Annotated in this window: 21 protein-coding genes; 10 read left to right on the top strand and 11 right to left on the bottom strand. The window is 55.7% G+C overall.

Annotated elements, in window-relative coordinates:
- The first annotated feature begins 6 nt into the window (after positions 1-6).
- The 5 genes from ACOT1A_RS15340 (at position 7) to ACOT1A_RS15320 (ending at position 3859) form a co-directional block, all read left to right on the top strand.
- Entirely contained in the window at positions 7-894 is an 888-nt protein-coding gene (locus ACOT1A_RS15340) for a transporter substrate-binding domain-containing protein (RefSeq protein WP_022648225.1), read from the top strand.
- A gap of 166 nt (positions 895-1060) precedes the next feature.
- Positions 1061-1678 (top strand): glutathione S-transferase family protein, encoded by a 618-nt coding sequence (locus tag ACOT1A_RS15335; protein WP_022648224.1) that lies wholly within the window; start codon positions 1061-1063, stop codon positions 1676-1678.
- A gap of 37 nt (positions 1679-1715) precedes the next feature.
- On the top strand, positions 1716-1946 hold the full coding sequence (gene pptA, locus ACOT1A_RS15330; protein ID WP_058646552.1) for a tautomerase PptA: 231 nt from the start codon (positions 1716-1718) through the stop codon (positions 1944-1946).
- A gap of 185 nt (positions 1947-2131) precedes the next feature.
- Entirely contained in the window at positions 2132-3133 is a 1002-nt protein-coding gene (locus ACOT1A_RS15325; RefSeq protein WP_045308161.1) for a Kdo(2)-lipid IV(A) acyltransferase, read from the top strand.
- A 90-nt stretch (positions 3134-3223) separates the two neighbouring features.
- Positions 3224-3859: a helix-turn-helix domain-containing protein gene (locus ACOT1A_RS15320; RefSeq protein WP_032624847.1), complete on the top strand. Its 636-nt coding sequence runs from the start codon at positions 3224-3226 to the stop codon at positions 3857-3859.
- Between the two features lie 140 nt (positions 3860-3999).
- Here the strand turns inward: ACOT1A_RS15320 and ACOT1A_RS15315 are convergent, their stop codons facing one another.
- Positions 4000-4476, bottom strand: a complete 477-nt coding sequence (locus ACOT1A_RS15315; RefSeq protein WP_022648220.1) for a GNAT family N-acetyltransferase — start codon at positions 4474-4476, stop codon at positions 4000-4002.
- Between the two features lie 85 nt (positions 4477-4561).
- Here ACOT1A_RS15315 and ACOT1A_RS15310 point away from each other — a divergent pair, with 85 nt between their 5' ends.
- Positions 4562-5497: a LysR family transcriptional regulator gene (locus tag ACOT1A_RS15310; protein WP_276170143.1), complete on the top strand. Its 936-nt coding sequence runs from the start codon at positions 4562-4564 to the stop codon at positions 5495-5497.
- Here ACOT1A_RS15310 and ACOT1A_RS15305 read toward each other — a convergent pair.
- Positions 5492-5794 (bottom strand): ArsR/SmtB family transcription factor, encoded by a 303-nt coding sequence (locus ACOT1A_RS15305; RefSeq protein ID WP_022648218.1) that lies wholly within the window; start codon positions 5792-5794, stop codon positions 5492-5494. The genes ACOT1A_RS15310 and ACOT1A_RS15305 overlap by 6 nt on opposite strands.
- Positions 5795-5955: 161 nt before the next feature.
- Here ACOT1A_RS15305 and fusA point away from each other — a divergent pair, with 161 nt between their 5' ends.
- Positions 5956-8055 (top strand): elongation factor G, encoded by a 2100-nt coding sequence (gene fusA / locus ACOT1A_RS15300; protein ID WP_023330144.1) that lies wholly within the window; start codon positions 5956-5958, stop codon positions 8053-8055.
- Positions 8056-8103: 48 nt separating this feature from the next.
- Here the strand turns inward: fusA and ACOT1A_RS15295 are convergent, their stop codons facing one another.
- Complete coding sequence (locus tag ACOT1A_RS15295; RefSeq protein ID WP_023300182.1) at positions 8104-8676, bottom strand: flavin reductase family protein; 573 nt, start codon at positions 8674-8676, stop codon at positions 8104-8106.
- 105 nt (positions 8677-8781) lie between these two features.
- Here ACOT1A_RS15295 and nhoA point away from each other — a divergent pair, with 105 nt between their 5' ends.
- On the top strand, positions 8782-9627 hold the full coding sequence (nhoA, locus tag ACOT1A_RS15290; RefSeq protein ID WP_276170142.1) for an N-hydroxyarylamine O-acetyltransferase: 846 nt from the start codon (positions 8782-8784) through the stop codon (positions 9625-9627).
- Between the two features lie 76 nt (positions 9628-9703).
- On the opposite strand, the gene narI is transcribed toward nhoA, so the two are convergent.
- The 6 genes from narI to ACOT1A_RS15260 all read right to left on the bottom strand — a co-directional run bounded on the left by narI (position 9704) and on the right by ACOT1A_RS15260 (position 18596).
- Positions 9704-10384, bottom strand: a complete 681-nt coding sequence (gene narI, locus ACOT1A_RS15285) for a respiratory nitrate reductase subunit gamma (protein WP_022648214.1) — start codon at positions 10382-10384, stop codon at positions 9704-9706.
- Positions 10381-11076, bottom strand: coding sequence for a nitrate reductase molybdenum cofactor assembly chaperone (gene narW / locus ACOT1A_RS15280; protein WP_023306264.1), 696 nt, complete (start codon positions 11074-11076; stop codon positions 10381-10383). Before narW ends, narI begins: the two co-directional genes overlap by 4 nt.
- Positions 11076-12620 (bottom strand): nitrate reductase subunit beta, encoded by a 1545-nt coding sequence (narH, locus tag ACOT1A_RS15275; protein ID WP_022648212.1) that lies wholly within the window; start codon positions 12618-12620, stop codon positions 11076-11078. The genes narW and narH overlap by 1 nt, the downstream gene beginning before the upstream one ends.
- The gene (locus ACOT1A_RS15270; RefSeq protein WP_276170141.1) at positions 12617-16357 is read right to left on the bottom strand and encodes a nitrate reductase subunit alpha; all 3741 of its coding nucleotides are present in this window, start codon (positions 16355-16357) and stop codon (positions 12617-12619) included. Before ACOT1A_RS15270 ends, narH begins: the two co-directional genes overlap by 4 nt.
- A 67-nt stretch (positions 16358-16424) precedes the next feature.
- On the bottom strand, positions 16425-17810 hold the full coding sequence (locus ACOT1A_RS15265) for a NarK family nitrate/nitrite MFS transporter (protein ID WP_058646716.1): 1386 nt from the start codon (positions 17808-17810) through the stop codon (positions 16425-16427).
- A gap of 210 nt (positions 17811-18020) precedes the next feature.
- A complete protein-coding gene (locus ACOT1A_RS15260) occupies positions 18021-18596 on the bottom strand; it encodes a TetR family transcriptional regulator (RefSeq protein WP_015570471.1) in 576 nt (191 codons plus the stop codon).
- A gap of 116 nt (positions 18597-18712) precedes the next feature.
- Between ACOT1A_RS15260 and ACOT1A_RS15255 the strand changes: the two genes are divergently transcribed.
- Positions 18713-20203 (top strand): MFS transporter, encoded by a 1491-nt coding sequence (locus ACOT1A_RS15255; RefSeq protein WP_276170140.1) that lies wholly within the window; start codon positions 18713-18715, stop codon positions 20201-20203.
- A gap of 44 nt (positions 20204-20247) precedes the next feature.
- On the opposite strand, the gene ompC is transcribed toward ACOT1A_RS15255, so the two are convergent.
- Positions 20248-21321, bottom strand: coding sequence for a porin OmpC (gene ompC, locus ACOT1A_RS15250; protein ID WP_022648207.1), 1074 nt, complete (start codon positions 21319-21321; stop codon positions 20248-20250).
- Positions 21322-21946: 625 nt separating this feature from the next.
- Positions 21947-22825, bottom strand: coding sequence for an aromatic amino acid DMT transporter YddG (yddG, locus tag ACOT1A_RS15245; RefSeq protein ID WP_032624206.1), 879 nt, complete (start codon positions 22823-22825; stop codon positions 21947-21949).
- 220 nt (positions 22826-23045) lie between these two features.
- Between yddG and fdnG the strand changes: the two genes are divergently transcribed.
- On the top strand, positions 23046-26093 hold the full coding sequence (gene fdnG / locus ACOT1A_RS15240; RefSeq protein WP_105322756.1) for a formate dehydrogenase-N subunit alpha: 3048 nt from the start codon (positions 23046-23048) through the stop codon (positions 26091-26093).
- The last annotated feature ends 10 nt before the right edge of the window (positions 26094-26103 follow it).

Here is a 26103-nt window from a genome sequence, read left to right as displayed (position 1 = left end):
GCGCAGATGAAATATGGACTCCTGGCGGGGCTGGTCTTCACGACAGCGAGCCACGCCAGCATTGATTTAAAGGCCAACGAACAGCCGCTGCCAGTGACGGTTGATCAACAGGCAGTGGCGAAAATCCCGGCGAACTATAAATTTGTTGAGCCGGGTACCCTCACGGTGGCGATTTCAGCCCTGAATTCTCCGCCGCTGGCGCTGCTGGCCAGTGATAACCGCACCCGTATTGGCAGCGACCCGGATATCGCCCGGTTGCTGGCGGGCAGTCTGGGGCTGAAGCTGAAGCTGGTGCCAACGGCGTGGGAAGACTGGCCGCTGGGGATCACTTCCGGGCGCTATGACGTGGCGTTGGTGAATATCGCCGTCACCGAGCAACGTAAGGAGAAGTTCGATTTTGCAACCTATCGCGTCGATTCCCTGGCCTTCTCGGTGAAATCCACCAGCAACGTACAGTCGATCACCAGTGCGAAAGATCTGGCCGGTAAAAAGGTGATTGTCGGGTCAGGCACCAATCAGGAACGTATTCTGCTGGGCTGGAACGAAGAGAATAAAAAGGCCGGACGCGAGCCTGCGTTGCCGGTTTATCTGACCGACGACGCCTCAGGCAATCTCTATATTCAGTCCGGCAGGGCGGATGTCTTCTTTGGACCGCAGTCCGTTTCGGCCTACAAAGCCGCGTTAACCGGCAAAACCCGCGTTGTGGGATTAGGCCCGAAGAAAGCCTATGTCGCCACCACAACCAAAAAAGGCAATGGGCTGGTGTATGCGTTGCAGGCTGCGCTGGACGGTGCGATTAAGCGCGGGGATTATCAAAAGGTGCTGGCGCGCTGGGGGGAAGCGGGCGAAGCGGTGACGTCTTCAGACGTTAATCCACCCGGGATAACCTACTAATGGTGCTCTATACCCTAAATAATTCGAGTTGCAGGAAGGCGGCAAGGGAACGAATCCCCGGGAGCGTACATAAGTACGTGACTGGGGTGAGTGAATGCAGCCAACGCACCTGCAACTTGAAGTATGACGGGTATACACTTAGGGTTTTCATCCCTGAGGAGGCAACATGATCAAACTCTATGGCGTACCCGGCTGGGGATCGGCAATCAGTGAGGTGATGCTGACTCTGGCAGACATCCCGTATCAGTTCGTCAACGTGGATGGGTTTGACCAGCCCGGCCCGCAGCGCGAATTGCTGTTGAAACTGAACCCGCTGTGCCAGGTGCCGACGCTGGAGCTGGAAAATGGGGCGATCGTGACGGAAACCGCGGCGATCGCCCTGATGGTGCTCGACAGACGACCCGACCTCGCGCCGCCCGTTGGGCAGGCCGAGCGCCAGCAGTTTCAGCGCCTGCTCATCTGGTTTGTGGCGAACGTCTATCCCACCTTTACGTATGCAGATTACCCGGAACGCTGGGTGCCTGATGCCCCGGAACAGCTGAAGAAAAACTGTATTGAGTACCGGAAATCCCTCTATCTGTGGTTTGACAGCCAGCTCAGCGCCTCGCCTTATGCCTTTGGCCAACAGCTTACGCTGCTTGACGTCTATATTGCCGTCGTGCGTACCTGGGGGCCAGGTCATGAGTGGTTTACCACCAACGCACCTAATATCACCGCCATCGCGGATGCCGTCTGCGCGTTGCCAGAACTGCACAAGGTGCTAAAAGCTAACGACATAATCTGATAACGTGGAACGCTAACCTATAAAAGGAGCCCTGCCCATGCCTCACGTTGATATCAAATGTTTTCCACGCGATATGACTGACGAACAAAAAACGGCCCTGGCGGCGGATATCGCCGAAACGATAGTCCGTCATCTGAACAGCAAAGACCGCTCAATCTCCGTGGCGCTTCACGAAGTCCAGGAAGCTGACTGGAAGGCGCAGGTCTGGGATACCGAGATTGGACCTAAACTGGATGAACTGATTAAGAAGCCCGGCTATTCGATGTAACTCGCCTGCCGGGTGGTGCAGTATCACCCGGCGATCCCCGCCTTTCATTCCTTTCGCAAAAATCGATAATAAACAGCACAACGTTTCCGCTACAATTCACTCCTCCGAACAATATTCGTTAAATCAGCAGGTAAGCACTACAACTGCACCAGATTAAGTACAGATAGTAAAAGGATAATTTTTTCATGACAAAATTACCTCGGTTTTCACTCGCCTTTATTCATCCTCGTTACTGGCTCAGTTGGGCAGGCATCGCCGCACTCTGGTGTACGGTCCAGCTCCCATATTCGCTTCTGTTAAAAGCAGGGCACGGACTCGGGCGTCTGGCCATGCGTCTGCTTCCACGCCGCGTGGAAATCGCCAGACGAAATCTTGAGCTTTGCTTTCCGGAGATGAAAGAGGGTGAGCGCGAGCGTTTGCTTGAGCGTAATTTTGAATCGGTTGGAATGGGCGTCATCGAAACGGGCATCGCGTGGTTCTGGCCTGACTGGCGCGTGCGCAAACACTTCAGCGTGACCGGCTACGAACATATGGAACAGGCAAGGGCGCAAGGAAGGGGCGTGGTGCTCATTGGCATGCATTTTCTCACGCTGGAATTAGGCGCACGCATCTTTGGCATGCTCAACGCGGGTATTGGCGTCTATCGTCCCAACAACAATGCATTGCTCGACTGGCTACAGACGCGCGGTCGTCTGCGTTCCAATAAAACCATGCTCGACCGTTACGATTTGAAGGGCATGATCCGCGCGCTTAAGCAAAACGAGATCCTGTGGTATGCCCCGGATCACGACTATGGAAAAACGAATAGCGTGTTTGTGCCGTTTTTTGCCGTCCCGGACGCCGCGACAACTGCCGGGAGCTATATGCTGGTGAAAAGTGCCAGACCGGCCGTGATCCCGTTTGTACCACGCAGAAAAGCAGACGGCACAGGGTATGAGCTGATTATCCTGGACGATATTAGCGATACCTTGCAGGGAGGCGATAAAGTGGCCGTGGCTACGCAGATGAACAGGGCGATTGAGCGTGCGGTGATGATGGCACCCGAGCAATATATGTGGCTGCATCGTCGCTTCAAAACGCGTCCTGAAGGGCAACCGGACCGGTATGCGCGAAAAAAACAGGTCCAGTCCTCAGTCAGAACTTTCGCTGCCAGCGATATGTCGGATCGGTCGAGTATCCAGCAGTAACACAGGGGGCGGATGCCGTTGCGCTCCGCCCTTTATAAAATCTGCGCCGCTGGATAGAATTACCGCATCCACCTTGTCGGGATGCAAAATATGACCGGAAGAGTCGACTATCACCTTGAAAAATATCTCCTCACCGAAGTCGCCGAGCCAGAACGTCTGACCCGCCAGTGGGCAGAAGTGATGCGCGAGTGTCGCGAGCAAAAATCCGGTGCGGAAGAGCGTTTGCGTCTCGCGCTGCTGAATGTGGATTATGTGACCAGCTTTGAGCTTCCCTTCCGGTTACTCCTCACCCGCGCCCCGCAGTTGATTGATGGGATCAGAAATGAGTTCCAGCTCAGTCAAAAAAATGTCCTGTTCAACGGCAAGCGGTTTGGCTGCGTTTACAGCCTTAAACAGGACCTGGAAAGCGTTCCTGACGAATTTACCTATCACCTGAAAACGCGGATCCAGCGAAGCGACAGCACTGGCGGAAGTGAAGTACCTTACCGGCAAATTGCACAGCAGGTGAAAGCGCCCAGGGAACGACTCAAACTGGCACTCGAAAATGGACTATCTGTAACGGCGCTCGACGGGCTTTTCTGGTTTGGCATTCAGCGCATCGCGGCCGATGTGCAGAGGCTAAGAAAAACGGGCACGAGGATTGTGACGTCAGAGACTGAGGTGTTTGATACGCTAACGATGACAACCCGGCGGATCCCTGTCTACAGCCTGACGCAGCCGGAATGAGCCTCGGTCGCTGAATCGTCGAGCGTCTCAGAGAAAACAAAAAAAGACGGTAAGCTCTTTCTCAGATATACCGTGCTTCAGCGACGCTTTCATTGACATTATGCCCCTTAGAAAGAGGGGCGTTTCACGCGATGGCATTGCTACTCAGCAAATGCCCGCAAAGCCTCGCCATCAAGACGATAGCGTACCCATTCGGACTGCGGTACCGCGCCGATGCTCAGATAAAAATCAATTGCAGACTGGTTCCAGTCAAGCACGCTCCATTCCAGCCGGCCGCAGTGACGTTCCACTGCGCATTGCGCGATATTTTTAAGCAGTGCTTTTCCCGCACCCTTGCTGCGGTATTCCGGGGAGACATACAAATCTTCCATATAGATGCCGTTGCGGCCAAGCCAGGTGGAATAGCTGGTGAAAAAAACGGCATATCCCACAGCATGGCCTGCATATTCGGCAACCAGCGCTTCGGTTTTACTGTCTGCACCAAACAGCGTTTTACGGATTTCGTCCGGCGTGGTGACCACTTCTTCTGGCGCTTTTTCATAGACTGCGAGTTCGTAAATCATATCGTATATTGCCGCTGCATCTTCAGGTCGCGCCTGACGAATCGTAATGCTCATTCCTTTCCCTTTATCTTTGTTTGTAGTTGATGGGGATAAGCATAAAGGCTAATGTCAGAAGAATTAAGTGCAATGAAATCAATAAATGATGAATATTATGCATCCAGCCTTAAGGCGCCTTGATTTAAACCTTCTGCCGGTTTTTGACGCGATTTATCGCCACAGTTCCGTTCGACTTGCGGCAGATGAGCTGGCGATGAGCACCTCGGCGCTCAGCCATGCCCTGTCACGGCTGCGTGTTTCGCTCAACGACCCGCTGTTCTACCGGGAAGGACATCGAATGTGTCCCAGCGTCTATGCCACCCAGCTTGCGCCAGTTATTGCATCGGCCCTGAAATATCTCGACCAGGAGCTGTCGCCGCAGCCGGAATTTGATCCTGCTATTAGTACAGCGTGTTTGCAGATCGCGATAACGGACTTTACCGCGTTCTGCATATTCCCTGCGCTCATGAATACGCTTCAACATGCGGCGCCTGGCTTGCGTCTGGAATTGCGATATTTGCCGCACAGCCCGGCGTTGACGGAATTACTGGCAGGCGAGGTGGATTTGGCCCTGGGATTCAGCACCATTGAGGATCGCCGGTACCCTGAGCTGGAAGAGATCAGCTGGTTCGAAGATGAATATGTGGTGATTAGCAATGCGAGCCGGAGCGCGCTCACGCTGGAGGATTATCTCGCCGCCCGGCATCTTGTGGTTACGCCGTGGAATGAGAAGCAGGGGGTGCTGGATTTGCAGCTGGAACGCATGGGTTATACCCGACACATTGCAATCAAAACCCCGTCTATGCTCAGCGCCCCGTTTGTTATTGCAGAAAGCGATCTGCTGATGGCGTTACCTCGATTCGCCGCTGAAAAGCTGCTGCCAGCTACCCGTATTAAAATTTTTGATTTACCGTTCCAAATCAGTCCGTTTGAAGTAAAAATTTATTCGCACAAGCGCAGCGGGAAACGAGGCGTCACGAACTGGCTCAAAGCTACGCTGCGCGCGCTGGCCGAAGGGCAACAGTCAGAGCGCTTATGATTTCGACTGTAACAGGATTGCCATCAGCCCCGGAAAGCGGGCGTCCAGATCTTCTCTTCTCAGTGAAATCATATTCTCGCGCCCCTGCGGGCGCTGCCAGATCACGCCGCTGTCGCGCAGTACACGCCAGTGGTGAGTCATGGTTGATTTCACCACCTCGTCCGGGCGCAGCGCGTTGCAGCTCAGCTCACTGCCGTCGGCCAGCCGTCGAATAATCGCCAGCCGCAGCGGATTGCCGAGGGCGAACAGCACATTTTCCAGCAGTATTTGTTCAGGTTCCGGGTGGTTTGGGATCATCGTTTTCCTGCGTCTCGCGTGAGATTGAGCTATATCAACAATAGGTCAACCGTTAAAAAATAGTTCGATAATACTCGTACAATAGGACTATTATAACAAACGAACAAACACGCGACTATCCTGGTCGTCACAAACCCGTCATGAAGACGTAAGGAAATATCATGCCCCGACCCATTCCACTCGAACGTTATCGCAACATCGGTATCTCCGCGCATATCGATGCGGGCAAAACAACCACCACTGAGCGCATCCTGTTTTACACCGGGATGAGCCACAAGCTGGGTGAAGTACACGATGGCGCGGCAACCACCGACTGGATGGCGCAGGAGCAGGAGCGCGGGATCACCATTACGTCGGCGGCGGTGAGCTGTTTTTGGCCCGGCATGGACAGAGGCTTTGAACCGCACCGCATCAATATTATCGACACCCCCGGGCATGTGGATTTCACCATTGAGGTGGAACGTTCCATGCGTGTGCTCGACGGCGCGGTGATGGTTTATGACTCCGTCGGCGGCGTGCAGCCGCAGTCGGAAACCGTCTGGCGTCAGGCGAATAAATATCACGTCCCGCGTCTGGCATTCGTCAACAAAATGGACCGCCCGGGTGCGGATTTCTTCCGCGTGGTGCGGATGATGCAGGAGCGGCTGAAAGCTAATCCGGTCCCGATTGTGATCCCCGTGGGCGCAGAGGAACACTTCACCGGCGTGGTTGATCTCATCAAGATGCGCACCATTCTTTGGGATGATGCGACCCAGGGCATGGCGTTCACCTACGCGCCGGTGCCCGACGATCTGCTGAGCACCGCGCAGACGTGGCGAGAAAAAATGGTCTCGTCTGCGGCAGAAGCCAGCGATGAGCTTATGGATAAGTACCTTGAGACGGGTGAACTGGATGAAGCGGAAATCATCAAAGGGTTACGGATCCGGACGATCTCCGGTGAAATACAGCCCATGCTGTGCGGCAGCGCTTTCAAGAACAAGGGTGTGCAGCGCATGCTCGACGCGGTGATTGAATTGATGCCGTCTCCACTGGACGTGCCCGCTATTGATGGGGTAGACGAAGACGGACAGCACGCTGAGCGCCACCCAAGCGATGATGAACCATTCTCTGCGCTGGCCTTCAAGCTGATGAGCGATCCGTACGTCGGACAGTTGACCTTTATTCGCGTCTATTCCGGCATACTGCGCAAAGGCGACGCGGTTTATAACCCGGTGAAGGGCAAAAAAGAGCGAATCGGGCGCATCGTGCTGATGCATGCCAACGACCGCCATGAGGTGGACGAGTTGCGCACAGGGGATATCGCAGCCTGTGTCGGGCTGAAAGACGTCACCACCGGTGACACGCTGACCGACCCGAATGCGGTGATCACCCTTGAACGGATGGAGTTCCCGGACCCGGTTATTTCGCTGGCGATTGAGCCGAAAACCAAGGCCGATCAGGAGAAAATGGGGATCGCCCTACAGCGCCTGGCGGCGGAGGATCCGTCTTTCCGCCTGCACACGGACGAAGAGTCCGGTCAGACCATTATCTCCGGGATGGGCGAACTGCATCTCGAAATCATCGTTGACCGCATGAAGCGTGAGTTTGGCGTTGAGGCAAACATTGGTCGTCCACAGGTCACCTACCGTGAAACCCTGCGTAAAGCGGTGAAGGATATTGAAGGTAAATTTGTCCGACAGTCCGGCGGGAAAGGGCAGTACGGTCATGTGGTCCTGAGTCTGGAGCCGTTAGCAGCCGGAAGTGGTTTTGTGTTTGAAGATGCCACCAAAGGCGGGGTAGTGCCGCGGGAGTACATCCCGTCGGTGGAAAAAGGCTTGCGAGAAGCCATGAATACGGGTGTGCTGGCGGGCTATCCGGTTGTCGATGTGAAAGCGACCCTGACGTTTGGTTCCTACCATGACGTTGACTCCTCGGAGATGGCCTTCCGCATGGCGGCGATCCTCGGCTTCAAAGAGGGCGCGCGGCGGGCGGATCCGGTTATTCTTGAGCCGGTGATGCACGTTGAGGTGGAAACGCCGGAAGAGTATGCCGGGAACATTATGGGCGATCTCTCCTCCCGCCGCGGCATGGTGCAGGGGATGGCAGAGCAGTACGGCAGCCAGATTATTCGCGCTGACGTCCCGCTGGCTGAAATGTTTGGCTACGCCACCACGCTGCGCTCGATGTCCCAGGGGCGCGCGACGTATACGATGGAGTTCCATCATTTTGCGGAAGCTCCGCGGAATGTGGCGGATGAGATTATTGCGAAGCGTGTTAAGTAATAAAAAGCCCTCTTCCTCAGGAAGAGGGCTTTTCTTTTTTGAGATGCGTTAATCCAGCGCCTTCACCATCTTCCCACTCGTCACAAACGTCCCGGCCCCCAGATGATGCAGCGTATTCAGCTTATCCCCGTCAAACTGCCAGCGTCCGGCGACAAATGCGCGTTCATCTGCCGCGGCGGAAACCACTTCGCCAAACAGGGTGTCATATTTCTCGGCCGCAGAAGTGACAGGTAATAACCGACACTCCATCCACGCCAGACATTTCTCTTCTATAACCGGCAGACCAAGCTCAGGGCCATGAATAACCGGGATCCCGTAGCAGTTAAATTTATCCTCGTCGCGCCCGCTGACGCTGCCGACCGCCCAGGTCCAGTTGGCTGCCGCCACGCCGGGGATCACAATACCGAATTTCCCGCTGCGTTCGATCAACTCCCGTGACCACGCGCTTTTGTCTACCACGATCGCGATACGCGGGGGTTCAAATTCCACCGGCATAGACCATGCGGCGGCCATGACGTTGCGACGATCGATGGTCTCATCCCGGCTGGTGATGAGCACGGTTGGACCGTGATTCAGAAGACGGCTGGCATGACGTAATTCAACAGGACGAAAGTGGCTCATAGGATCTCCTCATGTACACGATGAGTATGGCGAAAAAGCACTTTTGCGCATATGCATAAGGGAAAATAGTTTATAAACAGGGGATATCACATCATGGAGCAAATCATGTCCCCATTTCTGAGAGCTTATTTTGCCCGCACGGGCTGGCAGCAGCCCGTACAGGTTAATATCGATACCCTGCGGGGGCTCCATTTACACCATAACTGCGCGATCCCTTTTGAAAATATTGACGTCGTTTTGCCGCGGGAAATCCATCTGGACGACGGGTGTCTGGTGGATAAACTGGTCACCGCGAGTCGGGGGGGATATTGCTTCGAGCAAAATGGCCTGTTTGAACGGGTGTTGCGCGAAGTTGGGTTTACGGTACGCAGCGTGCTGGGGCGGGTTGTGCTGGCGAATCCGTCGCAGATGCCGCCGCGCACGCACCGGTTGCTGCTGGTTGAGCTGAACGGCGAGCGCTGGATCGCCGATGTGGGATTTGGCGGACAAACGCTGACGGCGCCGATTCGTTTGATCGCCAACGAGGAGCAGGAAACCCCGCACGGGTGCTATCGTTTGCTGAGTGAGGGTAACGACTGGGTACTGCAATTCCGCCATCACGAGCACTGGCAGTCAATGTACCAATTTGACCTGGGGACGCAGTACTTCAACGATTACGTGATGGGTAACTTCTGGTCGGCGCACTGGCCTCAGTCCCATTTTCGTCATCACCTGCTGATGTGTCGCCACCTGCCGGATGGGGGCAAGCTGACGCTGACCAACTTCAATTTTACCCACTGGCAGAACGGTCATGTGGAGGAGCAGATCCATTTGCCGGATGCGGAGGCGCTATATAAGCTGATGCAGGAGCGGTTTGGCCTGGGCGTTGATGACCCGAAGCACGGCTTTACACTGGCAGAGCTGACGGCAGTAATGGCAGGGTTTGATACGCATCCGCAGGCAGGGAAATAGCCCGGTGGCGGCTACGCCTTACCGGGCCTACGGGAGTATACGTAGGTCGGGTAAGGCGTAGCCGCCACCCGACAAATCAACGGCGCGATCTTACCACCTGATACCGACGCGTGAAGTACTCAAACGGCGCGCTCCACACGTGCACCAGGCGGGTGAACGGGAAGATGAGGAAGATCGTCATCCCCAGCACCAGATGCACGCGGAAGATCGGCGCGACGCCGCTCAGCATTTCCGACGAGCCGCCCTTAAACGTGACGATACCCTGCGCCCAGCCGACCAGCTTCATCATCTCGCTTCCGTCAGGGTACTGAGCGGAGAAAGGAATGGTCGACAGCCCAAGGATGCACTGAAGCAGCAGGATACTCATGATGATAATATCCGGCGTGGTGGACGTGGCGCGCACCCGCTGGTTGAACAGGCGTCGGATCAAAAGCATCGACCCACCGATCAGCGTCAGCACCCCGCAAATACCTCCTGCAATCATGGCTAACTGCTGTTTAACCGCGACGGGTAAAAACCAGGCGTACATCCAGTGCGGGGTTAACATGCCGAACAGGTGCCCGAAGAAGATCCCCAGAATCCCAATATGAAACAGGTTCGAAGCCCAGTTCATCCCGCGCTTGCTGAGCATCTGGCTTGATGACGCCCGCCAGGTGTACTGCCCATAGTCGTAGCGCAACCAACTGCCGAGGAAGAAGACGGTGGCGCAGATGTACGGATAAATGTCATAGAAAAACACGTTCAGGTAATGAGTCATTTTGGGCCTCCGGCGCTGACGTCCACGTACTGCGGCGCGACGTCCTGGCTAAAGCGTCGTTGATATTGCTGCATCGGCGAACTGTCGCACGATGTGGCGTTGTCTTCGATAAACTTGACCTGTTCCTCTTCCCACACGGCGTCCAGCGCCTGACGGGTATCATCACGTTTTTCACCGGATACCTGTTTCGCCACGCTGTCGCTGGAAAGCCGTGTTTCCGCCAGCGACAGCAGGGCGTCAAACAGCTTGTAATGCGCTACCTCGCGCTGTTTCAGGCGGCCTCCAATCAGCGCCAGTATAGGCGCGACGTTTTGCAGCCCTTCACGCGCCTCGTCGTCGCTGACGATACTGAGATATTCCAGATATAGCGGCAGATAGTCCGGCAGCTCGCGGCAATCCAGCTCCAGCCCGGCTTTCTCATACTGGCTCATCAGGTCGACCATCGCCTGACCGCGATCGCGGGACTCGGCGTGAACGTGCTCGAACAGCAGTAGTGAAGTCGCGCGCCCCCGCTCGAAAACTTCACACCATTCGGCCTGCTTATCCAGCAGCGGGGCGCTCAGGTGCTGCTGCGCAAACGGCAGTAGCATGGGCGCATCCTGTTCCACCAGGGAAAGCGCTTCTTCACGGTTATCCCAAAGCAGCTCATCGGGATACTCAATCAGTAGCGCGATGATTTTAAGGATCTGCATTATTCTCCCTCCCCGTGATCGCGCACCTCGGTAATGTTGATCGCGTCGATGCGGCTGCTGTTGAAGAGGTTGAATTTGGTGTCGGAGCCGTGACAGCCGTCACCGAAGGTGAAGCCGCAGCCGTTTTTCTCCGGGAAGGCGTCGCGCGCCATTTCGCGGTGGCTGGTCGGGATCACGAAGCGGTCTTCGTAGTTAGCGATGGCCAGATATCGGTACATCTCCTCAACCTGCGCTTCGGTCAGGCCCACTTCCTCAATGGCGCGGGTATCGGTCACGCCTTCCACGGTCTGGGAGCGTTTGTAGTGGCGCATCGCCATCATGCGCTTCAGAGCGCGCAGCACCGGGCCGGTATCGCCCGCGCTGAGCATATTTGCCAGGTATTGCACCGGGATGCGCAGGCTTTCGACCGCAGGCAGTACACCGTCGCTCTGCGGCAGACCACCCGCGTCCGCGTAGGACTGAATCGGTGACAGCGGCGGCACATACCAGACCATCGGCAGGGTGCGGTATTCCGGATGCAGCGGCAGGGCGAGCTTCCAGTCCATCGCCATTTTGTAAACCGGGGAACGCTGCGCTGCGTCGATGACGTTCTGCGGGATGCCCTGCTTCAGGGCTTCTTCAATCACCGCCGGATCGTTCGGGTTAAGGAACACGTCGCACTGGCGCTCATACAGATCGGTTTCATGCTCGGTGCTGGCCGCCTCTTCAATACGGTCCGCGTCATACAACAGCACGCCAAGGTAGCGGATGCGTCCAACGCAGGTTTCTGAGCAGACGGTCGGCTGGCCGGACTCGATGCGCGGATAGCAGAAGATGCACTTCTCTGACTTGCCGCTTTTCCAGTTGAAGTAGATTTTCTTGTACGGACAGCCGCTAATACACAGACGCCAGCCGCGGCATTTGTCCTGGTCGATCAGCACAATGCCGTCCTCTTCGCGTTTGTAAATCGCACCGCTCGGGCAGGTGGCGACGCAGCTCGGGTTGAGGCAATGCTCGCACAGGCGCGGCAGGTACATCATGAAGGTGTTTTCGAACTGGCCGTACATCTCTTTCTGGATCTTCTGAAAGTTTCGATCGCGGGCGCGTTTTTCGAACTCGCCGCCCAGCAGCTCCTCCCAGTTTGGTCCCCAGACGATCTTATCCATCCGCTTACCGTCAATCAGCGAGCGGGGGCGGGCGGTAGGGAGGTGATCCCCCTCCGGGGCGCGGTGCAGATCCTGGTAATCGAAGGTGAAAGGTTCATAGTAATCGTCAATCTGCGGCAACACGGGGTTGGCGAAAATTTTCGACAGGACGCCCATTTTTCCGCCGAGGCGCGGGGTCAGCTTGCCGTGAATACTGCGGATCCATCCGCCTTGCCACTCATCCTGATCTTCCCAGTTTTTCGGATAGCCGATACCCGGTTTGGTTTCGACGTTATTAAACCACGCATACTCCATCCCTTCGCGCCCGGTCCAGACGTTCTTACAGGTGACCGAGCAGGTGTGGCAGCCAATGCATTTATCGAGATTCAGTACCATGCCAACCTGTGAGCGTATTTTCATTTTTTCGCCTCCTGAACCTGATCCCGACCTTCGCCGTCCAGCCAGTTAATGTTTTTCATTTTGCGGATCATAATGAACTCGTCGCGATTCGAGCCGACGGTGCCGTAATAGTTAAAGCTGTACGCCAGCTGCGCGTAGCCGCCAATCATGTGGGTCGGTTTCGGACAGACGCGCGTGACCGAGTTGTGGATCCCGCCGCGCCGTCCGGTCACTTCTGACCCCGGAATGTTCAGAATGCGCTCCTGAGCGTGGTACATCATGGTCATGCCCGGCGGCACGCGCTGGCTGACCACCGCGCGGGCGGTGAGGGCGCCGTTGGCGTTGAAGGCTTCGATCCAGTCGTTGTCCTCAATCCCCAGCTCGCGCGCGTCGGTTTCGCTGATCCAGACGATTGGCCCCCCGCGTGACAGGGTCTGCATCAGCAGGTTTTCGCTGTAGGTGGAGTGAATGCCCCATTTCTGGTGCGGCGTCAGGAAGTTAAGCGCTTTTTCCGGGAAGCCGTTCGGCGGGATCTCGCGCATATGGGTGACGCTGCGGGTATCAATCGGTGGACGATAGGCCACCAGACTTTCACCGAAGGCGCGCATCCAGGCGTGATCCTGATACAGCTGCTGGCGGCCGGAAATCGTGCGCCACGGGATCAGCTCGTGAACGTTGGTATAGCCTGCGTTATACGACACGTGCTCGCTCTCAAGGCCGGACCACGTTGGGCTGGAGATAATTTTGCGCGGCTGCGCCTGAATATCGCGGAAGCGAATTTTCTCGTCTTCTTTGTTCAGCGCCAGATGGGTGTGATCGCGCCCGGTCAGTTCGCCGAGGGCCTCCCAGGCTTTGACCGCGACCTGACCGTTGGTTTCCGGCGCAAGAGCGAGGATCACCTCTGAAGCGTCAATGGCGGTTTCAATGCGCGGTCGGCCTTTGGCCGGGCCGTCGAGCTTGACGTAATTGAGCTTGCCGAGGAAATCGACTTCGTTTTGCGTGTTCCACGATATGCCTTTTCCGCCGTTGCCGAGCTTGTCCAGTAGCGGACCGAGAGAAGTGAAGCGCTCGTAGGTTTCCGGATAGTTGCGCTCGACGACCGCAATGTTTGGCGCGGTTTTACCGGGGATGAGATCGCACTCGCCTTTGCGCCAGTCCAGAATATCAAAAGGCTGCGACAGTTCCCCCGGGGAGTCATGCTGTAGCGGCTGTAGCACCACGTCAGTTTCGGTGCCGAGATGCCCGATGCACACTTCAGAGAAGACTTTGGCGATGCCTTTGTAGATCTCCCAGTCGCTGCGGGACTCCCACGCCGGGTCAACGGCGGCAGAGAGCGGGTGAATAAACGGATGCATGTCCGAGGTATTCATATCGTCTTTTTCATACCAGGTGGCGGTCGGCAGGACGATATCGGAGAACAGGCAGGTGCTGGACATACGGAAATCGAGCGTCACCAGCAGATCCAGCTTGCCCTCAATGGCGGCGGTTTGCCATTCCACCTCTTCAGGTTTGACATCATCCGTTGAGCCTAAATCCTCGCCCTGAATCCCGCTCTCGGTGCCAAGCAGGTATTTGAGCATGTACTCATGGCCTTTTCCGGACGAGCCAAGCAGGTTAGAACGCCAGACAAACAGGTTGCGCGGGTGGTTCTTGCCGTTGTCCGGCTGTTCGCAGGCAAAGCGAATATCGCCCGATTTTAACGCCTGCACGGTGTAATCCTGCGGCGACATCCCGGCGGCGTCGGCGCGGGCCTTAACGTGCAGCGGGTTGAGGTTGAGCTGCGGCGCGGAAGGGAGCCAGCCCATGCGCTCGGCGCGGACGTTGAAATCAATCAGATGTCCGGTGAATTTCGACGCGTCTGCAAGAGGAGAAAGCAGCTCCTGTGCGGTGAGCTTCTCATAGCGCCACTGGCTGGCGTGGTTGTAGAAGTAAGAGGTGCTGTTCATCTGGCGCGGCGGACGGTTCCAGTCCAGCGCGAAGGCCAGCGGCAGCCAGCCGGTTTGCGGACGCAGTTTCTCCTGGCCGACATAGTGCGACCAGCCGCCGCCGCTTTGCCCGACGCAGCCGCAGAAGACCAGCATGTTGATCATCCCGCGGTAGTTCATGTCCATGTGGTACCAGTGGTTCACACCGGCCCCGAGGATGATCATCGAACGACCATGGGTTTTGTGCGCCGTGTCGGCAAATTCACGGGCGATTTTTTCTATCAGGTAAGCGGGTACGCCGGTAATTTGTTCGCCCCAGGCTGGGGTGTAGGCTTTGATCTCGGCGTAGTTTGCCGCCGCGTTACTGTCTTCCAGACCGCGATCGAGGCCGTAGTTTGCGAGCACCAGATCGTACACGCTGACCACGCGTCTCTGGCTGCCGTCGGCCAGCGTCAGGGTTTTACTCGGTACGCGGCGCGTCAGCACCGGCTCCTGCTTCACGCTGCGGAAATGCGGGTTCTCGTTGCCCCCGAAGTAAGGGAAGGCCACGTCTGCCACACTGTCGTGGGTGATGAGCAGGGAAAGCGTCAGCTCGGTCTCCTGTCCCGCGGCCAGCGACTCCAGGTTCCATTTGCCTTTTTCGCCCCAGCGGAAACCGATAGAGCCGTTCGGCGCCACCAGATTTCCGGCGACGTCAAAGGCGATGGTTTTCCACTCCGGATTATTGGTTTCACCCAGCCCGTCGGCCAGATCCGACGCGCGCAGCATGCGGCCCGGCACCACGCGACCGTCAGCCTGTTCATCCAGCAGGACCAGCATCGGCATGTCGGTGTAGCGGCGGCAATAGTTGAGGAAGTAATCGCTCGGGTTATCAAGGTGGAACTCTTTGAGGATCACATGCCCCATCGCCATGGCAAGGGCACTGTCGGTACCCTGTTTGGGGGCCAGCCACTGGTCGCTGAGCTTCGCCACCTCCGAGAAGTCCGGCGTAATGGCGACGGTCTTGGTGCCTTTGTAACGTACTTCGGTAAAGAAGTGGGCGTCCGGGGTACGCGTCTGCGGCACGTTCGAGCCCCAGGCAATGATATAGCTGGAGTTGTACCAGTCCGCCGATTCCGGCACGTCGGTCTGCTCGCCCCAGGTCATCGGCGATGCCGGAGGCAAATCGCAGTACCAGTCATAGAAGCTCAGGCAGGTGCCGCCGAGCAGGGAGAGATAGCGCGTACCGGCGGCATAAGAGACCATCGACATGGCCGGGATAGGGGAAAAACCGGCTACCCGATCCGGGCCGTAGTTTTTGATGGTCCAGACGTTGGCGGCAGCAATCAGCTGGTTAAGCTCTTTCCAGTTTGAGCGGATAAACCCGCCTTTACCGCGCGCCTTTCTGTAGCTTTGCGCTTTTTGCGGATCGTTCTGAATGGCATCCCAGGCCAGCACCGGATCGGTATGCTGCACCAGCGCCTCGCGCCAGAGCTCGATCAGCCTGCGGCGTACCAGCGGGTACTTGAGACGGTTGGCGCTGTAGAGATACCAGGAGTAGCTTGCGCCACGCGGGCAGCCGCGCGGTTCGTGGTTAGGCAGGTCAGGGCGGGTACGCGGGTAGTCGGTCTGCTGGGTTTCCCATGTCACCAGGCCATTTTTGACATAAATCTTCCAGCTACAGGAGCCGGTGCAGTTAACGCCGTGGGTGGATCGCACAATCTTGTCGAACTGCCAGCGCTGACGGTAGCTGTCCTCCCAGTCGCGGTTGGTGTGGTACACCTGGCCGTGTCCATCGGCGAAACTGTCGCCTTTTGTTTTGAAGTAACGGAAGCGGTCCAACAGTTTGCTCATGACATTTCTCCTGCTTCGATAACATGGCCGGAGGGTGAGGCATCACGCTCCGGCGAAGAGGTAGTTATTATTTTTGTGAGGATTTGCGGCCGTACACCAGCCAGGTGACGAGCACGCAGACGATGTAAAACACGAGGAAGACTTTCATGGCGCCCACCGGGGAACCGGTCATCGCCAGGGAGGTGCCAAAGGCTTTGGGAATAAAGAACCCGCCCACCGCACCGATGGCAGAGATAAAGCCCAGCGCCGCAGCCGTTTCGGTCACCGCTTCATGCTGTGCCTGTTCATCGCTCCCGCCCTGTTTTTTCACGCGGTCGAGGGTGATTTGGCGAAAGATAATCGCGATCATCTGGAAGGTCGAGCCGCTACCCAGGCCTGCGGTCAGAAACAGGCCCATAAAGACCAGATAGAAGGCGATAAAGCTGCCTGAACCAGACCCGGGGAGCGTCAGGAAAATCAGGGCGCTAAAGATGGCCATAAAGACGAAGTTGATCAGCGTCACCCTTACGCCGCCCAGCCTGTCTGAAATCATCCCGCCAGCCGAACGCGCCAGGGCGCCGATCAGTGGGCCAAAGAAGGCGAGGTGGAGGATATTAACGTCCGGAAACTGGGTTTTCGACAGCATGGCAAAGCCTGCCGAGAAACCGATAAACGAGCCGAAGGTTGCCAGATAAAGCAGGCTCAGCAGCCAGAGATGAAAGCGCTTAAGCACCGGAAGCTGGCTGGCAATGGACGCTTTCGAGCTGGCGATGTCATTCATGCCAAAAAACGCCGCAATGGTGGCCAGAATCAGCAGCGGCGCCCAGATCCACGCCGCGTTCGCCAGCCACATCGTCGAGCCATCCTCCTGCGGTACGCCGTGCACGCCGAGGAAGGTAAACATCGGCAGGAAAATCACCAGCGGCGCAACCAGCTGCATCACACTCACGCCCAGGTTACCCAGCCCGCCGTTAATGCCCAGTGCGCTACCCTGTCTGGCTTTCGGGAAGAAGAAGCTGATGTTTCCCATACTGGAAGCGAAGTTGGCACCGGCAAAACCGCACAGCAGTGCGATGATGATGAAGATCCAATAGGGCGTGGCGGTATTCTGGATGGCGATCCCAAGCCAGACACAGGGTACGACCAGGATAACGGTGCTTAACACGGTCCAGTAACGCCCGCCAAATATCGGCACCATAAAAGAGTAGGGGACACGCAATATCGCGCCGGAGAGAGAAGGTAATGCCGTTAGCATAAAAAGCTGATCGGTGCTGAAATTAAATCCGACCTTATTAAGATTTACCGCAATAGCGCTAAACAACATCCAGACACAAAATGCGAGCAGCAAACATGCCACGGAAATCCACAGGTTTCTTCGTGCGATATGTTTCCCTTTATTCTCCCAAAATTGCGCGTTTTCCGGTTTCCAGTTACTCAACAGATGCTGATTACTCTTCTCGCTTTGATGTGACATATCACCCTCTTGCTTACCGAAGTGGAGAGAAAAAAGAAGGAAAAACAGAAAGATACCTGTCAGTGGCGTCTGAAATTTATAGGATGTTATGGGATACATCTGAAAGGATAGATAAAAAAGCGAAACCCTGAGTTTGGAATGGGAATCAGGGTTCGCTTTATGTGTTACTAATTGTAACTATTTGCGGAAATTAATACTCCGATGGGAGTATTAAAACAATTCGAGGGAGATAAGTTTATCCAGATGCTTATTAAATGCCGCGTCGTCCATTTCAGGCATATTTAAGACGTATATGCCATCCAGGCCACATACCAGACCAATTAAACGCCAGGCGATATTTTCCGGCTGATCAGCAAGCGTAAAGGCGTTGGCCTCCGCCCCGGCGCGGATAATTGCGACCGTTTCCTGGTGCCACATCTCCATGGTCAAAACGTAGGCGCCTTTGATATCGCTATCCCGGCTGGCGAGAATTTGCGCCTCCCGCCACAGTCGAATGTAAGGCTCAAACCCACCGTCATCGCTGCCGAGCATGGCATGCAGGCGCTCGCGCCAGCCTGCGTTTTCGCCAACGATTTCAGCATCAAGCAAATCGCGGATCAGCCTGACAAACGCCAGCGATTTAAGCTCGCCCGCCGACGCAAAGTGGTGATGCACCTGCCCGGTGGCAACGCCCGCTTCGGTAGCGATTCGGCGCACGGTCATCGCAGCGAATCCTTCGGTCAGCGCCACGCGCATTGCGGCCTGTAGGATCTCTTCCCGCCGCTCGTCCTTGCTCAGATAACGCATAATTTCTCACTCTCAATGGCAACGAAACGAGTGTAACAAAGAGCTGGACAAGTGTTCAACTTTACGTAGGATCGCAATCTGGACATGTGTCCAGTTTTTAACTGAAAAGGAAATTTATGTTTCGTCAGTGGTTAGCGTTAGTGATTATCGTGCTGGTGTATATCCCGGTGGCGATTGACGCGACGGTGCTGCACGTGGCGGCGCCAACATTGAGCATGACGCTGGGTGCCAGCGGCAACGAATTGCTGTGGATTATTGATATTTACTCGCTGGTGATGGCGGGGATGGTGCTGCCGATGGGCGCGCTGGGCGATCGCATAGGTTTTAAGCGCCTGCTGATGATCGGCAGCGTGCTGTTTGGCCTGTCATCGTTAGCGGCGGCTTTTGCGCCGTCCGCGGGCTGGCTGATTGCCGCCCGCGCGTCGCTGGCGATTGGCGCGGCGATGATCATTCCGGCTACGCTTGCAGGGATCCGCACGCTGTTTATTGACGTGCGGCACCGTAACATCGCCCTTGGCGTCTGGGCTGCCGTTGGGTCGGGCGGCGCGGCGTTTGGCCCGCTGATTGGCGGCATGCTGCTGGAGCACTTTTACTGGGGTTCGGTCTTCCTGATTAACGTGCCGATCGTGCTGATCGTGGTTTCGCTTACTGCGCGCTATGTGCCTGCTCAGCAGGGTCGGCCCGAGCAGCCGCTCAATATCAGCCATGCCATTATGCTGATTGTCGCCATTTTACTGCTGGTCTACAGCGCCAAAACCGCCCTGAAAGGGGTGCTGTCGCCGTGGATGGTGGCCTCTACGCTGCTTACCGGGGCGGTGATGCTGTTTATTTTCGTCCGTATCCAGCTGCGCGCGCGCGTGCCAATGATCGACATGCGTCTGTTTTGCCATCGCATTATTTTAAGCGGCGTGGTCATGGCGATGACCGCCATGATTGCGCTGGTGGGCTTTGAACTGCTGATGGCGCAGGAGTTGCAGTTCGTGCATGGTTTTACGCCGTTTGAAGCAGGGATATTTATGCTGCCGGTGATGGTGGCGAGCGGATTTAGCGGGCCGATCGCGGGTGTGCTGGTCGGGCGTCTGGGGCTGCGCATTGTCGCGGCCGGAGGCATGGGGCTAAGCGCGATCAGTTTTATCGGCCTGTCGACGCTCGATTTCAGCACCCAACAGTGGCAGGCGTGGAGCCTGATGGTGCTGCTGGGCTTCAGTGCCGCCAGCGCACTGCTGGCATCGACGTCAGCGATCATGGCTGCCGCGCCGAAAGAGAAAGCGGCCGCCGCAGGCGCGATCGAAACCATGTCCTACGAGCTGGGCGCTGGTCTCGGGATCGCCATTTTCGGTCTGCTGTTAACCCGCAGCTTTTCGGCGTCAATTGTACTGCCGCAGGGGCTGAGCGCGTCGCTGACCGATAAAGCCTCGTCGTCCATCGGTGAAGCGATGAAGGTCGCGCAGGAGCTGACGCCGTCACTGGCCGAGCCGGTGATGACGGCGGCGAAAACCGCGTTCATCACCTCGCACAGCGTGGCCCTGGGCAGTGCGGGAGCCATGCTGATGATTCTGGCGATCGGGATCTGGTTTAGTCTGGCGAAGGTCGGAGGGCAGCAGTAAAAAAAAGGCCAGCCGCGAGGGCTGGCCTTTTGAACTAACACATCTTAGAACTGGTAGGTCAGACCTACAGCCACGATGTTGTCGGTAGCCACTTTGGCATCTTTGGTGAACTGGCTGTCATCCACGAGGTTGATTTTGTAATCAACGTAGGTGGACATGTTTTTGTTGAAGTAGTAGCTCGCGCCAACGTCAACGTATTCAACCAGGTCCTGGTCGCCATAAGAACCGATGTCTTTACCTTTGGATTTCAGGTAAGCGATGGATGGACGCAGACCGAAGTCAAACTGGTACTGAGCCACAACTTCGAAGTTCTGTGCTTTGTTGGCAACGTGACCGCTACCGAACGCCGTCATGTTGCGGGTTTCAGAGTAGGTGGTTGCCAGGTAGATGTTGTTCGCATCGTACTTCAGGCCAGCAGCCCAGACTTCTGCGTTTTCGCCACCGGCGTTCAGGTTGCTTGCAGCACGAACCTGACGGTCAGTACGGTCAGATTTCGCGTAGGTCGCACCCACACCGAAGCCGTCGAATTCATAGGTAGAAGACAGACCCCAGCCGTCACCGTTGGATTCGGTGATCTCTGAACGGTCGTTTTTACCCTGGTACTGGGCAGCCACGTTCAGGCCGTCAACCAGACCAAAGAAGTCGGTGTTACGGTAGGTGGCAACGCCAGTGGTACGACCGGTCATGAAGCCGTCAGTCTGCGTCCAGGTATCGCCACCGAACTCTGGCAGAACGTCAGTCCATGCGCCGATGTCATAAGCAACACCGTAGTTACGACCGTAGTCGAAGGAACCGAATTCATCGAATTTCAGACCAGCGAAGGCCAGACGGGTTTTGTTGCCGTCGGAACCCTGAGCTTCAGAGCGGTTGCCCTTGAACTCATATTCCCACTGGCCGTATCCGGTCAGCTGATCGTTGATCTGAGTTTCACCTTTGAAGCCCAGACGAACGTATGTTTTGTCGCCGTCGCTACCAGCATCATCAGAAAAATAGTGCAGACCAGTAACTTTGCCGTACAGATCCAGTTTGTTACCGTCTTTGTTAAAAACTTCAGCCGCGTTAACAACGCCAGCCGCCAACATGGAAGTCACTGCCACTGCAACTAATTTAAGTTTCATCTTAACTAACCCTTATAATTTTATTTAGGTATTTCCTAAGCCACCTGAGCGATTTTTAAACGAGGCTTATCGTCAATGGCAGACTATTTTTAAAATTCCGTAGACTGCTTTCAATAATAAGTTTCAAAATATTAAAGATAATTTCAATTAGTGTGATCCTGATCCGATAAATTTCCCTTAAATCGCTCAATAAGGTTAATTTATATACATAAATTGATTATTAACAAAACACGATAATAAGGCTGGAAATAGTTGCCATGCGTTTTTGTTTTTAGAGGGAGATAAAAGGGCTTGGCAGATAATCTCAAGGAATGGGGCGCGTTATTGACTTTTAAAACAGTGGTTTGTGGATTTGTCCGGAAGCCAGCAACTGCTTTTTAAAAGAAACATCCAGAAATAAACTATTGCACTATGTGCTATATAGCGCGGGAATATTGGGGTTGAATTAATTACCTGCGTTGTCAGTTTATGTCAATTTCCACAACGGATCTGACTTTCTGTGAATACTCTATACAGAAATAGAAATACACACGAATGTTATAAATAATATTCTTTACTGTGATCACATATTAAAATAATGTTAATTTTTACCGGGCATAATTCGTGCCCGGTAAAAATAAAAATGCTATTTGCGGGTGGCATACCAGCAAAGTAATGACCCTGCGCAAACCATTAATGCCCCTTGCCAGAATGAGAATGAAAGCGGTGAGCTCAGCATAATAGCCGCCAGCGCGGCAGAGAGTACCGGGGTGAAGTAGGAGACGGCCGCAAGCACCGTGACGTTACCGTGGAGGATCCCAATGTTCCAGGCGGCGTAGCCAAAGCCAAGGGCAACACCACACATCAACAGTTTCACGACTACCGGCACGCTGAATACCATTTCGGGCTGATCGCTGACGGCATATTTGACCCACAGGCTCAGGGCGGTCAGCAGGACGAAAAGAGTAATGCCATTTTGCCCTCTGGCATACCTGCTGGTGACGGTGCAGTAGGCGGCCCAGATAAAGGCACCGGCAAATGCCAGCCCGTAGCTCAGCGGGCTGGAAACGATGTTAAGCATGATGTCGTGAACGTGTAGCCCGTTTTCGCCGCCTAAGACCCAGCCCACGCCCAACAGGGAGATCGCTAAGCCGGGGATCACCCACAGGGTGGATTTTTGACCGTTGAACAAAATGGCGAACACAATCGTCAGGCTTGGCCAGAGATAATTGACCATGCCCACCTCAATTGCCTGCGAGCGCGTCGCGGCAAAGCCAAGCGACAGGGCAAGACACATTTCATAGCTGACAAACAGGACGCTGCCCGCAATGAGATAGCCTTTCGAAAACCGTTTAATATCAGGGAAACCTACCGTCGCCAGACACAATAATCCGCTGACGGTGTAGATCATCGCTGCGCCCCCCACCGGGCCAAGTCCCTCACTGACGCTTCGGATGAGACCCACCATGGTGCTCCACAGCAGTATGGCCACCAGGCCAATCAGCGTTGCTCTTTTTCTGTCCATTACCCTGCCAGTCTCATAAAAATCAAAGGGTAAACTTATAGCATCTAACCCATTCACCATGCGAATTTTCTGTTTCGCGGTTAACCCGAAAGGAGTAATAAATCATACCGGCGGTGACTATTAAGGGGGCGAAGTTCGGCGACCTTGATTTGACGCAAAAAAAACAGGGGCTTTGCTGTTAGTTTGCGGCGCGAAGTCTTATCAGATAACGAGGACAGCAATGGACGTCAGCCGCAGACAATTTTTTAAAATCTGCGCGGGCGGTATGGCCGGAACAACAGCCGCAATGCTGGGATTCGCTCCCAAAATGGCGCTGGCTCAGGCACGCAACTATAAACTGCTGCGCGCGAAAGAGATCCGTAACACCTGCACATACTGCTCCGTGGGTTGTGGGCTATTAATGTATAGCCTGGGTGATGGCGCGAAGAACGCCAAAGAAGCGATTTATCATATTGAAGGGGACCCGGACCATCCGGTGAGCCGCGGGGCGCTTTGCCCGAAAGGGGCGGGGCTGCTGGACTACGTCCATAGTGAAAACCGTCTGCGCTATCCGGAATATCGTGCGCCGGGCTCTGATAAATGGCAGCGCATCTCCTGGGACGAGGCCTTCTCACGTATTGCAAAACTGATGAAAGCGGATCGCGACGCCAACTTTATTGAAAAGAACGAGCAGGGCGTTACGGTAAACCGCTGGACCTCCACCGGGATGCTGTGTGCATCTGCGGCAAGTAATGAGACCGGCATGCTGACGCAAAAATTTGTGCGCTCCCTCGGCATGCTGGCGGTTGATAACCAGGCGCGCGTCTGACACGGACCAACGGTAGCAAGTCTTGCTCCAACATTTGGTCGCGGTGCGATGACCAACCACTGGGTTGATATCAAAAACGCAAACGTCGTGGTGGTGATGGGCGGTAACGCCGCTGAAGCCCATCCGGTGGGATTCCGCTGGGCGATGGAAGCGAAAAACAACAACGATGCGACGCTGATTGTCGTCGATCCACGCTTTACGCGTACGGCATCGGTGGCTGATATTTATGCGCCGATCCGCTCCGGTACGGATATTACGTTCCTTTCCGGCGTGCTGTTGTACCTGATCGAAAACAATAAGATTAACGCGGAATACGTTAAGCATTACACCAATGCCGGCCTGCTGGTGCGGGAAGATTTCGCCTTCGAAGATGGCCTGTTCAGCGGCTATGACGCAGAGAAACGTCAGTACGATAAATCGTCCTGGAACTATCAGTTCGACGAAAACGGCTACGCGAAACGCGATGAGACCCTGACCGATCCGCGCTGCGTCTGGAACTTGCTGAAACAACACGTTTCCCGTTATACGCCAGACGTGGTGGAAAACATCTGCGGTACGCCGAAAGCAGACTTCCTGAAAGTATGTGAAGTGCTGGCCTCCACCAGTGCCGCCGACAGAACAACCACCTTCCTGTACGCGCTGGGCTGGACGCAGCATACCGTGGGCGCGCAGAACATCCGTACCATGGCGATGATCCAGCTGCTGCTCGGCAACATGGGGATGGCCGGTGGCGGCGTGAACGCCCTGCGCGGACACTCCAACATTCAGGGCTTAACCGATCTCGGCCTGCTGTCGACTAGCCTGCCGGGTTACCTGACCCTGCCGTCGGAGAAGCAGACCGACTGGCAAAGCTGGCTTGACGCCAACACGCCAAAAGCGACGCGTCCGGACCAGGTGAACTACTGGAGTAACTACCCAAAGTTTGCCGTCAGTCTGATGAAATCGTTCTACGGCGATGCGGCGCAGAAAGAGAATGACTGGGGCTTTGAGTGGTTGCCGAAATGGGATCAGGCTTACGATGTCATCAAGTATTTCAACATGATGGATAAGGGCGACGTCACGGGGTATATCTGCCAGGGCTTTAACCCGGTGGCGTCATTCCCGGATAAAAACAAAGTCGTTCGCAGCCTGAGCAAGCTGAAGTACATGGTGGTTATCGATCCGCTGGTCACCGAAACGTCTACGTTCTGGCAGAACCACGGCGAGTCTAACGATGTCGATCCGGCATCCATTCAGACCGAGGTGTTCCGACTGCCATCGACCTGCTTTGCGGAAGAGGACGGTTCTATTGCCAACTCTGGCCGCTGGCTACAGTGGCACTGGAAAGGTCAGGATGCGCCGGGTGAAGCGCGTAATGACGGCGAAATTCTGGCCGGGATTTACCATCGTCTGCGCGAAATGTACCGCACCGAAGGCGGCAAAGGCGCAGAGCCGCTGCTGAAGATGAGCTGGAACTACAAGCAGCCGGATCATCCTGAGTCCGAAGAGGTGGCAAAAGAGAACAACGGCGTGGCGCTGGCCGACCTGTACGATGCCAACGGCAATCTGGTGGCGAAGAAAGGCCAGTTGCTCAATAGCTTCGCGCTGTTGCGTGACGACGGCACCACGGCCTCGTCATGCTGGATCTACACCGGCAGCTGGACGGAGCAGGGTAATCAGATGGCCAACCGTGATAACGCCGATCCGTCAGGCCTGGGCAACACGCTGGGCTGGGCATGGGCGTGGCCGTTGAACCGCCGCGTACTGTACAACCGTGCCTCCGCAGACGTGAACGGTAAGCCGTGGGATCCGAAACGCATGCTGATCGAGTGGAACGGCACGAAGTGGACGGGGAACGATATCCCGGACTTCAACACCGCCGCGCCGGACAGCAACACCGGGCCGTTTATCATGCAGCCGGAAGGGTTGGGGCGTCTGTTTGCCATCGACAAGCTGGCGGAAGGGCCGTTCCCGGAACATTACGAGCCGATGGAAACGCCGCTCGGCACTAACCCGCTGCACCCGAACGTGGTCTCCAGCCCGGTAGTGCGTATCTATGAAGATGACGTGATGCGTTTAGGTAAAAAGGACAAGTTCCCGTATGTCGGAACTACCTACCGCCTGACTGAGCATTTCCATACCTGGACCAAACATGCGCGGCTTAACGCCATCGCGCAGCCGGAACAGTTTGTGGAGATAAGCGAAACGCTGGCGAAGGCGAAAGGCATTGCCAATGGCGATCGCGTGACGGTGAGCAGCAAGCGCGGCTTTATTCGCGCGGTAGCGGTGGTCACCCGTCGTCTGCAAAGTCTGAACGTACACGGCCAGCAGGTAGAAACCGTCGGCATCCCGCTGCACTGGGGCTTTGAAGGGGTGGCGCAGAAAGGTTACATCGCCAATACCCTGACGCCAAACGTCGGCGATTCCAACTCACAAACGCCGGAGTATAAAGCGTTTCTGGTCAACATCGAGAAAGCGTAAGGAGCGATTA

Source organism: Enterobacter cloacae complex sp. SYL003 (assembly GCF_049236925.1).
In the GTDB taxonomy this organism is placed as follows: Bacteria; Pseudomonadota; Gammaproteobacteria; order Enterobacterales; family Enterobacteriaceae; genus Enterobacter; species Enterobacter intestinihominis.
This window is presented reverse-complemented; position numbering and strand designations above follow the sequence as displayed.